Origin of the sequence: uncultured Nostoc sp. (genome assembly GCF_964245445.1) — a bacterium.
In the GTDB taxonomy this organism is placed as follows: domain Bacteria; phylum Cyanobacteriota; class Cyanobacteriia; order Cyanobacteriales; family Nostocaceae; genus Nostoc.
In genome coordinates this window covers 1-12,083 of record NZ_CAXTNE010000127.1, presented here as the reverse complement: position 1 = coordinate 12,083, position 12,083 = coordinate 1, and the positions used below count along the sequence as shown (strand labels likewise).

Here is a 12,083-nt window from a genome sequence, read left to right as displayed (position 1 = left end):
CACGCCTTTAGTGCAACAAATCATGAGGTGGGATATGGCAGTATTGCGAGAATCGCCTTGGTATCAAGAAATTGAGCAAATAGGTATTCAGCAGGGTGCGCGACGGCAGCTAATCCGGGTATTGGAACAACGCTTTGGCGAAATTCCTCATGAAGTGGAAGTAAGGTTTGAGGGCGAGAGTGTGGAAAAATTAGAAAGCTTAATGGATAGCGCGATCGCTGTGAATTCTTTAGACGAATTTGTAAGTATTTTGTTTATATAAATTTCACAGGTGCGATCGCCTTTAGTGCAACAAATCATGAGGTGGGATATGGCAGTATTGCGAGAATCGTCTTGGTATCAAGAAATTGAGTAAAGAGGTATTCAGCAAGGGGCGCGACAGCAGCTAATCCGGGTATTGCAACGACGTTTTGGTGAAATTCCTCATGAAGTGGAAGCAAGGCTTGAGGGTGAAAGTGTGGAAAAATTAGAAAGCTTAATGGATAGTGCTATCGCAGTGAACTCTTTAGAGGAATTTGTGGTAGGTGAATCTTATTCGGTAGAAGAAGTGATTACCGACTACAACGAACTTCATGGGACTAATTTCACAGTTGAAAATATTTTGAATAGCTGAATCTGGACTGCTTGTACGTATTACAAAATCAGCCCGAAAAGATTTAGTGGATTTGCAGCCGAAGTTTTTTAAGCAGGTGATGACTAAAATTTTGCTGCTACCGGAAAATTGTAAACCTCAAGATTTTTTTGTAATTCATTCTCAATAGCTTATTCATTTCCCAAATAAGCTTCAATTACAGCCGGGTCATTTCTAACTATAGATGGTTCACCCAATGCAATCAATTGCCCAAAATCTAACACCGCAATGCGATCGCACAAACCCATAACCAATGGTACATGGTGTTCTATAAGGATGATCGTTAAATTGAAGTGATCGCGCAGGCTACGGATAAATTCACTGAGTTGCTGCTTTTCGTTGGGGTTCATCCCCGCCGCAGGTTCATCAAGAAGTAAGACTTGCGGTTTTAATGCTAAAGCACGGGCAATTTCTAGCCGACGCTGATCGCCATAAGCAAAATTTTTGGCTTTTTCGTGAGCGCGATCGCTTAATCCCACCAAATCCAATAAATCTAAAGCTTTCTGCTTAGTTTTAAGTTCTTCACTAGGCGCTGGTGGTAATCCCAAAACTCCTGCAATCATATTACTTTTAGTGTGTAAATGCCGAGCAATAATCACATTTTCTAACGCCGACAATTCCCCAAACAAGCGGATATTTTGAAAAGTACGGGCGATACCTAAAGCAGCAATTTGATGAGGACGCAGTTGATAAATTTCTGCACCTTGATAAATTAATTTACCGCTAGAAGGTGGAATGAAAGCAGTAATCAAATTAAACAGTGTTGTTTTGCCAGCACCATTAGGCCCAATCAGTCCAAAAATCTCATGTTTCTTTACACTAAAAGATACATTATTGACTGCCACCAGGCCACCAAAGCGACGAGTCAATGCTCTTGCTTCTAAGACAATACTGCTGTTAGTTTCTAGAATACTATGTGACATTTGTGCATATTATTATAAATATAAAACTGACGCAATAACTCTCTAAAATTTTTCTTACTTTGCGCCCTACCCTGCGGGAAGCCACTTTGTGTCTATGCGTCCTTCCCTTCGGGACGCTTCGCGAATGCGGTTCGTTTCTTCGTGATTTTCCGTCTTTGAAAAATATCTGGAGTAATTAGCCCTTGGGGAAAAAATATTGTACCTATTACTATTAGTAAACCAAAAATAATTAATCTCCCATCGCGCAAAAATTGTGCTAGCCAATTAGGTAAACCACCAGTATCAGCCAGGCTTCGCAAAATTTCCGGTAAGGCTGTAAATACCATACCTCCGACTACCGAACCTAAAAAAGTTCTTGAACCACCAATCAAAACAAAAGTTAAATATATAATACTGGAATCAAAAGTACCCTGACGAGCATTCCAAGTATTAAGGAAGTGGGCGCTAATTGCACCTACAACCCCTGCAAGGATAGCCCCTAGTGTAAATGCCAAAACTTTGTAATAAGTAGGATCAATTCCCATTGCACCCGCAGCTAATTCATCTTCGCGGATAGCAAGAAAAGCCCTTCCTACACGGATGCGTTCTAAACGATAAAACAGCACCATACTAATTAATAGTAAGGGCAAAGCAATCCATAAATATTCAATTGGTGTTTGAAAAGGTTGAGGAATGCCAAAAATTCCAACAGCACCGCCAGTAATATCTAGATTCAGGGAGATAACGCGCAGAACTTCCACAAAAGCGATAGTAGCGATCGCTAAATAAATTCCTCGCAATCTCAACGCTGGAATTCCTACTATTACACCCAATAAACCACAAATTACACCAGCAATTAACATCTCCAATAACAACAATGGAATGGGAAATAAACTACTGCTAGATGTAAAAACTTTGGTGGATAAAATTGCTGCAATATACCCACCTAAAGCATAAAATCCTGGACTAGCTAAAGACAATTGCCCTGTCATTAGCGGTAAGTAAAGTGATAACCCTACTAGCGCCCCTAATACCATAGAGACAATTAAAGAACCATAAGTAGCGAAAAAATCAGCCATTTTAAAAAACTTGGATTAAGCTTAATCAAACTATCGCTTTTATTATCTATTAAACTGTTAATATTTGGTCTGCTGTCAGCGCCAGTTCAGGAAAAGTTCGTGACACAATCCGTTCTGAACCTCTAAACTGTGTGCGTTGGTATTTTCCCTCAGCATCTAATAGAAAAACAAATACAGCCGGAACTTTTGGATTTCCTAAATCCTCTCTTAGTCTAATTGCTAAATCATCTACAATCCAATATTCTGTAATACCTAAGCGTTGATATTCATCCAATTTATCAATGTAGTCATCTTCCCAATTAGTTGATGTCACCTCTACAGCTAACTGGATAGGTTCTTCAAGTGCAGAGTAAGCAGAACGATTTGAGCGCCATGTATCTTTATCTATGACACTTATATCAGGCTTACGCCCTTGTTCTATTCCATTGGCAGTTATAGTTTTAAAGACGGCTGTGCTTTTTACTACGTAATTTAGATTTAAACGTTTAATTTCATCTTTGAAAGAGTCAGCTGTAAAGTCAGCGACATCATCATGATTTCTGGTTGCACGCACCTCTACAATTACTCCATTTACAAGTTCATATAAACCTTCTTCTGGACACTGTTCTAAAAATTGCTCAAATGTTAATTTAGGTTTGGTGTATGTTTTCATGACGCTACATCTCCCTGGACTATTTTATTCTTGACATAAACCGCCCAGAACTAAAGTTCTAGGCTAATAGCTAAAGTCCGTTAAAACGGACTATAACCTTTTCTTAGTCGTCTTTAGACGACTTTCGCTATTAGACTCAGAATTCATTCTGAGGCGGGCTAGATGAGAATGAAATAGCCCAGCTACGTCTCTTTAAACTTTCTGAATAAACCGCCGCCCTAGCAAACCTTGGGGTCTAACTAATAGCATGATAAACAAAATTCCAAAAGCTACTGCGTCTTTATATCCAGATAAAGATAATTCGGGGTCGTGTAGAAGCACCTTTAGAAGCTCCTCTACTAATCCTACAAACGCCTCTACTAATCCAATTAAGAAACCTCCTAACACTGCACCGGGAATACTACCTAAACCACCTAAGACAATTACCGCTAAACCCCGCAACCCAAAAGCAATGCCGAAACTTGGCCCAGGAATACTAACACTAGAGGCGACTAAAGTTCCTGCTAATCCTGCTAAAAAACTGCTGATGAAGAATGTTAAGATGATAAAGTGATCGCTATTAATTCCTAACAAACTAGCTGTAGTTGGATCTTCTGCGATCGCTTGCATTGCCTTACCATATTTAGTCCGATTGATAAAATAGGTAAGAATTGCCACAATCACCACTGATACAGCAAAAATTACTACCTGAACGCTGCGAATAGGAATTGGGTTTTCTGGAGTACCAAAGTTAATCGCAGGTGGCAAATTACCGTAAATATTTGCGGGATATGTGTAACTTTCTGCGCCTACTAAATACTGGATTAAATTTACAATTACCACTCCTACCCCCAAGCTGGAAACAACAGTTAGCAAGGGATCAGATCCTTGACGGCGCAAAGGTTGAAAAGCAAGCCGTTCCATCACTACCCCTACCAATCCCGCCAAGGTACTTCCTAAAATCAAGGATATAGCAAATGGTAATTTTATCGGTAGGGCTGCATTAGCCAACAAGCCGTTAAATCCAAAGTTACCACCCATGAGTGCATAAGTGAAGTATGCACCCAAGGTAAAAATCGCGCCATGAGCTAAATTAATGATGCCCAAAATAGAATAAACTAAGGTATATCCCAAGGCAAAAATTGCATAGATACTACCAATAGATAATCCGTTCAAAAATTGCTGCAAAACTAGTTGTAAAAATAGAGTTATGTCCATGTTGCAACTATTTTATAAATACGAACTTTCCAGTATTTCCATCTTTATCCATCTTGATTTGGGCAACGTAAAATTCTTTTTGAATCACATCACCTACTGGTGTAAAAGCAATCTCACCTAAAGGAGTATTATACTTTCCAGCTAGTATTTGCTTGTTCAATTCTGTCCGCAGTTTATCAAGAGGTAATGTGCTGATTTTAGACTTTTTATCCAACGCTCTAAGAGCTTCAACATACACCTGCACCGCAGCAAAAGATTGACCAGTAAATTGGGCTGGTTCTTTCTTATATTGCTCAATATAAGTTTGGCGAAATACCTTATTAATCTCACCAGGATATTCAGGACTGTAAGCTTGAGCAATCAGCACACCATCGCAAAGTGCTTTACAAACTGATAAAACATTTGGTGTATTCAGACCATTACCACCAATAATTATGCCTTTATAACCCAGTTCTCGCAGTTGTCGCACTAAGTTACCACCATCAGCCGCTAGTCCCGAAATAATTACTAAATCTGGTTTTAAGTTAATTGCATTGGTAGCTTGAGCTTGAAAATCTGTATCAGTAGTTTGGAATTTTTGAACTGTTACTAATTCTAGCCCTTGTTCTTTTACTGCTTTTTGAAAAATCTCTGTTTCTGATTTATTAAATGCATCATTTTGGGCATAAAAAACTGCCACTTTTTTAATTTGAGGATTCTGCTTGAGTGCAGCTTTCAGCGAATTAGGGGCAACTATAGAGACGGGAGAAGATACACGAGCTACATAATCACCGATTTCTGGAATTCCTTTTGCGGTATTTGATGCGCCAATAACTGGGACTTTAGCACGTTCGGCGATGGGGTCAGCACTAAAAGCTTGCTGTGATAAAGTAGGACCAACAATACCGACAACTTTATCTTTGTTAATTAAAGTTTGAAAAGCGTTAATTGCTCCAGCTTCATCACCGCTAGTATCTTGGTTTACCAATTTAATCGGAGTGCCATTAATACCGCCTTTACTGTTGAAATACTTCTCGGCAATTCTGGCTCCCACGAATCCCTCTTGACCAAGTAATGCTACGTTACTGGTTTGTGCTAAGGCAATACCGATGGGAATAGCACCCGATGTAGTCGTAGTCTGGGCGGTGTTAGTTGTAGTGTTGTTTGTAGTACTATTTGGAGAATTTGTCACAGAGCCACCGCCACCACCACAGCCTGTTAGTAGCAAAGCGCAAGTTGATAATAATGCTGTTGTCTGAGCGATCGCGTTGTTCATCGTTAGATAATCATGTAGTTATTAGATATTCGGCAAAAGCTAATACTAAAGTTAATAATCTGCAAACAAAATGACGCAGATTTCCACTTTTGCACGAATTATATTAAATCATTCTTATTTGACCATGCAAAGGTAAATATTCAAAGTATTTGTAAATACAAATTATTATAATTAGTAATGATTTTATCATTCCCAGGTTCTATTTGGGAATGTGCTATGAAGTCGCTTTGTCAGTTCAGTTGACTGCTAAGTAAGGACTCTTAAGCCCTTTTTTCACTATCAGCTAATCCTTTGGGTTCGTAGTGACGACAACCGTTACATGGGCCTTCGGGATTGACAGCACAACGCATGTAGCCAGATCGGGCATTAAATTTGCAGCTGATATCGCCAATCAGATAACCCACGCCTTCTAAATAATAGCGATCGCCTTCTACAGGTCTGACGTTTTGCCGTCCCTGCATCGGTCGAAAATTCATGGCTGCTTGCCTCATTCGTAGGCGCGATCGCGCATGGGTTTTGCGGATCGCCCACAGAGAAATCAGGGACGGTAAAAAACCAACGGCAATCACTAAAAGTGTCTTTAACACCTTCTTTTTACCTCTTCTATGCGCTGATTGATTGTCCCTGATGTTGCACTCTGGTTTTACGGAAGTGCAAATACTAGGGCAGGTTTGCCTACTTCCTACCACAGTTCGTAGCAATTAGCAATGGTAATGTGGTGAGTAATTTTGAGGAAGAATTTGCTTCTGCCACTTCAATCAGCATAACTGTTAAAACCTCAGAGGTGATCTGCCGCTGAATGTTGATAATTTTAAGATTTGTTGGCTAATACCTTTTTGAAGAAGTGTTTTGTGTCAGCCTTAGCTCCATTCTTGTTTTTTCTGTGTCGCTGCAATGCTAATCTTTTTTTGGTTTGCTGACGAAGTTGCTGTGCTAGCAGTGCAGCTTCCCTTTCAGCTCGGAATAAATCAACTTTTCGCGTTGTCAAAATAAATGATTCGTTAGACTTTCGTTTTACCCAAGGCACCCTAACTGCGAAATACTGACAAATATTTTTGCATAGCTCCTTTATCAAGAATGGGTAAGGTTTTTGAGTATTCAGTGTGTTAGCGATCGCTTTCAACTCTAATATCGCTGCTTCTAACTCTTGTGCCATCTGATTGATGCGTTCGACTTGGGTTATAAAACGCTCCCGTTCACTGATGATTTTTTTTTCTTGGGGTTGCAGTGGCACTATAGCAGTAATTACAGATGTAGGCTGGAACAGCAAAATGGGCTTTTTGTCCGTGTCTTGGATTTTTTTCATACTACCTCAAGTAAGGCTAGCTGACTTTTAAGGCATTTTAGCAGTTTATTAGTATATTTGTACTATACAAATTATACATATTATGAAGTTTAATCTGAAAAATTCTGGTGTATACGCTTGCAAAGAGGGGGGTGGGATTTACCTACTCAACCGAGAACCGCCATAAGCAAAAAGGACTACACTCGGAAGCTGAAGTAGACCCGTTAGCGCTGATAATATTTCTATTAGAGTTATTTATGAATTAATTATCTTCTTTATGAGACTAAGAATATACGAAATAGCTGATACCGAAGAAATTATGAAATTGTTCTACGACACTGTTCATGAAGTGAATATTCACGATTACACACAAGAACAAGTAGATGCTTGGGCACCCGCAAACATAGATATTGACGTTTGGATTAAAAGTTTAAGAAGTAAGTTTACTTATGTAGCAGAGGAGCAGGGTAAAATTATTGGTTTTGGGGAATTAGAGGCTAATGGACATATTGACCGTTTTTACTGTCATAAAGATTTTCAAAGAAAAGGGATTGGTAAGAAAATCTTAGAACAGCTTGAATCAAAAGCAAAGTCTTTGGGTATTGAAAAGTTATTTGTAGAAGCCAGTATTACAGCTAAATCTTTTTTTGAGAGCCAAAATTTTATTGTTGTGAAACAGCAAGAGGTAGAACGTAGAAGGCAAAAACTGATAAATTTTATCATGGAAAAATATTTAAATTATTGAAGTTTTTTGATTAAAAATAATAATTTCGGATAGAAAATTTTGCTTTAAACTGTAAAGAATATTCAAGTATTTTAAACAAGGACTAATTTTTTATCTGACTGCACTCTCAATTTTTTTGTTTATCAATAAAGAAAATACTTAATTCAGTGTAATTAGTTTTGTATACCATAAGAAAGAAAACTTATTTATTCCGTAAGAAAGAAGCAACTGTAACTTCTACTATCTAAAGTGAATCCAGAGGAAATGAAATAAACCTCTGAGCAAGTTTAGTTAGATTTGTGTCTACTTCTGATTTGAAAAGATACCACCCATAACAAAGTAAAAATTCCAAAAAATAATCTTTACTTTTACCTAGAGCGTATTGGTAATTTCTTTCAGGAAAAAAGCAAAGCCTAGCCAAAACATAAGTATACAAAGAATTCGCCGCAATCCCCTTGATTTTTATTCAGGAATACCACTATGACTACACAAGAGCAATTACACCAATGGCATGAACTAGCACAACAGTTGCGTGTCGATAGTATTCGCGCTACAACCGTTGCCGGTTCAGGTCATCCTACCTCGTCCATGTCAGCTGCTGATCTGATGGCGGTTTTACTCTCCAAATATCTCCGCTACGACTTTGATAATCCACAGAAACCGAATAATGATCGCTTCATTCTCTCTAAAGGACATGCTGCACCTCTACTCTATGCCATGTATAAAGCTGCGGGGGTAATTACCGATGAGGAGTTAATGTCGCTACGGCAATTTGGCAGTCGTCTACAAGGACATCCTACACCAGTTTTACCTTGGGTTGATGTGGCGACTGGCTCATTGGGACAAGGATTACCAATTGGTGTAGGAGTGGCTCTAGCAGGTAAATATCTAGATCAACTTCCATACCATATTTGGGTATTGCTGGGTGATAGCGAAACAGCTGAGGGGTCTGTATGGGAGGCTTTTGATCATGCCTCACACTCCAGCCTAAACAATCTGATCGCCATTATCGATGTCAATCGTCTAGGCCAGCGGGGTGAGACTGAACTGGGCTGGAACACACAAGCCTATGCTGCGCGTGCTAGAGGTTTTGGCTGGGAAGCGATTGAAATTGATGGTCACGACTTGACAGAGATTGACCAAGCCTTTAGCGTTGCTTTGAGCAGTAACGATCGCCCCACCGTAATTATCGCCCGCACCAAGAAAGGCAAAGGTGTGGCTTCTGTGGAAGATATAGGGGGTTGGCACGGCAAAGCATTTAAACCCGACGATGAGAAACAAGCGATCGCTGAGTTAGGTGGTGAACGCCACATTATAATTCAAGTCAACAAACCTGAAGAACAAGGCCAGCCTGCTACAACAGGCAATCCTCAACCACTGCAACTTCCCACTTATGAAAAAGGTGCAAAGGTAGCTACACGTAAAGCTTATGGTGACGCTTTAGTCGCATTGGGAGCCGCTCAATCAGATGTAGTTGTTATTGATGCCGAAGTCAGTAATTCCACTTATGCAGAAGATTTTGCCAAAGCCTATCCTGAGCGCTACTTTGAGATGTATATTGCTGAACAACAACTGATCGCAGCAGCCGTGGGTTTGCAGGTGCGAAAATACAAACCTTTTGCTTCCACCTTCGCCGCCTTCTTGAGTAGAGGTTACGACTTTGTAAGAATGGCGGCTGTCTCTCGCGCCAATATTAAATTAGTGGGTTCCCATGCTGGGGTATCTATTGGTGAGGATGGCCCTTCACAGATGGCACTGGAAGACTTAGCAGCCTACCGAGCAGTGTGGAATAGTACTGTACTCTATCCCAGTGATGGCAATCAGACGGCTAAACTAGTGGCGCAGATGAGCGATCGCAATGGCGTTGTTTACCTCCGCACCACCAGGGAAAGCACACCTGTAATTTATGGCTCTGATGAAGAATTTCCCATTGGTGGTAGCAAAGTAATCCGTAGCTCCGAGCGAGATCAAGCCACTGTGATTGCGGCTGGGATTACCTTACATGAAGCACTTAAGGCTAGCGATCGTCTCAAAAACGAAGGCATCACAGTACGCGTCATAGATGCTTACTCTATCAAACCCATTGATGTCGAGACACTTCATCAAGCTGCACGCGATACCAAAGGAAATTTAGTCGTTGTTGAAGACCATTGGATGGAAGGCGGACTAGGTGCGGCTGTACTTGATGCTTTTGCTGGCACTAGTAGTATTCCTACTTACAATGGGCCTCAAGTGCGGCTAATTAAGTTGGCAGTGCTTGATATGCCAGGTTCAGGCACCCCAGAAGAATTGCTCCATGCTGCCAAAATTGACGCAGATGCCATTGTTGAAGCGGTGAAATCGCAAGTCAGACAGCCAGTAGGGGTATAAGACAATACGGTTCGGTTAAGAAAGTTATCTGTTGAGGTGAGCTCTTGAAGCAGGGGAAGAGGAGGAGCAGTTCTTGAGAAAGAATTATTATTTAACATGAGTTCGACGAACCTCTCCCTGTCTTGAACTTCAGTTCAAGTCTGTCCCTCTTCGAGTCGCAGAGGGACGGTTTTGCGTAGTAAAACCTCTTAGCTCGACTTTATCCATTTTTTGGTAACACTCAAGCTGAGGTTTAAACTTTTGTGAGATGGTAGTTCTACTTTTTCTATTTCACTAAAAATCAGTGACATAGAAAAAGTTTTTGCCAAAAAGCTAGGGTTTTTGCCGTATCAGGAGAACCAAATTCTTAATTTTGGATAAAGTTGAGCTTAGAGGATGTTTGAAAAGTTGCAAAGTATACTATAAACCCCACTTCCATTCCTCTCCTCCACTCCTGAGAGACTTTGAAACCCCCCTTCCCTAAAAGGAAATGGGGGTTAGGTTTGGGAGACTTTGATGTTAGCAAAAATACTTTTAAAACATATTTTTATATGTCTTTTGATTTAGCTTAAACGTAATAAATTATACCTAAAGTAGCATTATTTTTGTGAAAAAGCAAGAGGTAAAACGTAGAGGGCAAAAACTGATAAATTTTATTATGGAAAAATCAATTTAATAATTATTAAAAAGATTATTTGAGTGAAGCAGCTGAGGATGGGCATTGTTACTTAGGGACTGAGAAAAAATAAAATCCTTCTAAATATTAATTATTATCATTATTATTGAAATGTGGACTTTTGATTTTTGTTGAGTAATTTATTCCTTGGAAGTTTCTTACTGAATCGGTGTTCTAAAACCTTTGATTTTATATTCAAATTTCTAATCTTTTTTGATGACAAAAACTGATATGTACAAATTCACCAAAATCGGCGTTTTCAAAAAATCTCCCAAAAATTATCAAAAAAAAGTATTGACTTTACATACGTTTACTGAAATGCAAACTTTTTGCTCAATATAATATAGTTATATCTTATGAGTATATTTTTATACTTAAAATATTTTTAACTTATTCGCTATCTGCTTATTAAGATGTTATTGAGCAGATAGTAAATTTGGACTTCGGACAAAAAAGATGTGTTGGCAGATATTTCTCTGGACATCGTAAAATACCTCAGTTTTTTTAAATCTGCGATAAATAACACATACTGAGTGATTGAGACAACTATATTCTTTTACCCAGATGAACATACAGCAAGAATGCATTTTAAAACTTGATGTGCATTTTATTTCTGTGAACTTTGAATCAGCAAACCAACCTTACTAACCTAATTGAGAGGATTTTGATCATGCCTAGACTAAGCATTCCACCCAATTTCATCGGTGCCGCCAGTGCGGACACAATAGTAGGGAAAGAGTTAAATGCATCTTTCGCAATTGGAATTGAGATTTTAACTCCAGGTTTGATTAATACAGGCTCAGGAAAGGACACCATTGAGGGCACGGGTGTTGGCAATATCGGCAGCACCGGTACTAGCGGCAACGGCGGCAATGGCGGCAATGGCGGTACTGGCACTAGCATTGGTAACAATGGCAAGCTGAATGCAGGGAACCAAAAAGACACTATTTCTGGCACAGGTACTGGCGGCGACGGCGGCAACGGCTACACCGACAACAATATTGGCAAGGGTGGCAAGGGTGGCAACGGCACTGGCATTGCTAACAGTGGCAGTCTGAATGCAGGGGATCAAGAAGACATTATCTCTGGTATCGGTACTGGCGGCGACGGTGGCGACGGCGGTATCGGCGAGAAGTACAGCGAAAAGGGCGGCGAAGGCGGTACTGGCACAGGCATTGCTAACAGTGGCAATTTGAATACCGGAGACGGAGAAGACACGATCATCGGCACAGGGAAGAGCGGCAAGGGCGGCAACGGCGGCTTCGACGGCGATGACATCGGCGACGGCGGTACTGGCACTGGCATCCAGAATATTAAAGATGCCACCATCATT

The 12,083-nt window shown here is 40.1% G+C and carries 10 protein-coding genes and 2 pseudogenes; 5 read left to right on the top strand and 7 right to left on the bottom strand.

Annotated features, from left to right (window positions below; all coding sequences use genetic code 11):
• Both ACFE90_RS20720 and ACFE90_RS20715 read left to right on the top strand, forming a co-directional pair.
• The coding region (locus ACFE90_RS20720) for a DUF4351 domain-containing protein (protein WP_375503814.1) at positions 1-262 on the top strand (262 nt) is incomplete at its 5' end.
• A 15-nt stretch (positions 263-277) separates the two neighbouring features.
• A pseudogene (locus ACFE90_RS20715) lies at positions 278-613 on the top strand (DUF4351 domain-containing protein); the annotation flags it as partial.
• Positions 614-762: 149 nt separating this feature from the next.
• Here the strand turns inward: ACFE90_RS20715 and ACFE90_RS20710 are convergent.
• The 7 genes from ACFE90_RS20710 to ACFE90_RS20680 all read right to left on the bottom strand — a co-directional run bounded on the left by ACFE90_RS20710 (position 763) and on the right by ACFE90_RS20680 (position 7,022).
• Complete coding sequence (locus tag ACFE90_RS20710; protein WP_375503812.1) at positions 763-1,554, bottom strand: ABC transporter ATP-binding protein; 792 nt, start codon at positions 1,552-1,554, stop codon at positions 763-765.
• A 92-nt stretch (positions 1,555-1,646) separates the two neighbouring features.
• Entirely contained in the window at positions 1,647-2,612 is a 966-nt protein-coding gene (locus ACFE90_RS20705) for a branched-chain amino acid ABC transporter permease (protein WP_375503810.1), read from the bottom strand.
• Between the two features lie 49 nt (positions 2,613-2,661).
• Positions 2,662-3,264 carry a Uma2 family endonuclease gene (locus ACFE90_RS20700; RefSeq protein WP_375503808.1) on the bottom strand — a complete coding sequence of 201 codons (603 nt, stop codon included), beginning with the start codon at positions 3,262-3,264 and terminating at the stop codon, positions 2,662-2,664.
• 192 nt (positions 3,265-3,456) lie between these two features.
• Positions 3,457-4,461 carry a branched-chain amino acid ABC transporter permease gene (locus ACFE90_RS20695; RefSeq protein WP_375503806.1) on the bottom strand — a complete coding sequence of 335 codons (1,005 nt, stop codon included), beginning with the start codon at positions 4,459-4,461 and terminating at the stop codon, positions 3,457-3,459.
• A gap of 7 nt (positions 4,462-4,468) precedes the next feature.
• Positions 4,469-5,716, bottom strand: a complete 1,248-nt coding sequence (locus tag ACFE90_RS20690; protein WP_375503804.1) for an ABC transporter substrate-binding protein — start codon at positions 5,714-5,716, stop codon at positions 4,469-4,471.
• 260 nt (positions 5,717-5,976) lie between these two features.
• Positions 5,977-6,303, bottom strand: a complete 327-nt coding sequence (locus ACFE90_RS20685) for a DUF6464 family protein (RefSeq protein WP_375503802.1) — start codon at positions 6,301-6,303, stop codon at positions 5,977-5,979.
• A gap of 224 nt (positions 6,304-6,527) precedes the next feature.
• On the bottom strand, positions 6,528-7,022 hold the full coding sequence (locus tag ACFE90_RS20680; protein WP_375503800.1) for a hypothetical protein: 495 nt from the start codon (positions 7,020-7,022) through the stop codon (positions 6,528-6,530).
• Between the two features lie 256 nt (positions 7,023-7,278).
• Between ACFE90_RS20680 and ACFE90_RS20675 the strand changes: the two genes are divergently transcribed.
• The 3 genes and pseudogenes from ACFE90_RS20675 to ACFE90_RS20665 all read left to right on the top strand — a co-directional run.
• Positions 7,279-7,746, top strand: coding sequence for a GNAT family N-acetyltransferase (locus ACFE90_RS20675; RefSeq protein WP_375503798.1), 468 nt, complete (start codon positions 7,279-7,281; stop codon positions 7,744-7,746).
• A 459-nt stretch (positions 7,747-8,205) separates the two neighbouring features.
• Positions 8,206-10,095, top strand: coding sequence for a transketolase (locus ACFE90_RS20670; RefSeq protein WP_375503796.1), 1,890 nt, complete (start codon positions 8,206-8,208; stop codon positions 10,093-10,095).
• A 1,325-nt stretch (positions 10,096-11,420) separates the two neighbouring features.
• Positions 11,421-12,083: pseudogene (locus ACFE90_RS20665) on the top strand (hypothetical protein); the annotation flags it as partial.

Coding starts and splice junctions, on each gene's coding strand:
- ACFE90_RS20710 (WP_375503812.1), bottom strand. CDS start 1,554: ATGTCACATAGTATTCTAGAAACTAACAGCAGTATTGTCTTAGAAGCA.
- ACFE90_RS20705 (WP_375503810.1), bottom strand. CDS start 2,612: ATGGCTGATTTTTTCGCTACTTATGGTTCTTTAATTGTCTCTATGGTA.
- ACFE90_RS20700 (WP_375503808.1), bottom strand. CDS start 3,264: ATGAAAACATACACCAAACCTAAATTAACATTTGAGCAATTTTTAGAA.
- ACFE90_RS20695 (WP_375503806.1), bottom strand. CDS start 4,461: ATGGACATAACTCTATTTTTACAACTAGTTTTGCAGCAATTTTTGAAC.
- ACFE90_RS20690 (WP_375503804.1), bottom strand. CDS start 5,716: ATGAACAACGCGATCGCTCAGACAACAGCATTATTATCAACTTGCGCT.
- ACFE90_RS20680 (WP_375503800.1), bottom strand. CDS start 7,022: ATGAAAAAAATCCAAGACACGGACAAAAAGCCCATTTTGCTGTTCCAG.
- ACFE90_RS20675 (WP_375503798.1), top strand. CDS start 7,279: ATGAGACTAAGAATATACGAAATAGCTGATACCGAAGAAATTATGAAA.
- ACFE90_RS20670 (WP_375503796.1), top strand. CDS start 8,206: ATGACTACACAAGAGCAATTACACCAATGGCATGAACTAGCACAACAG.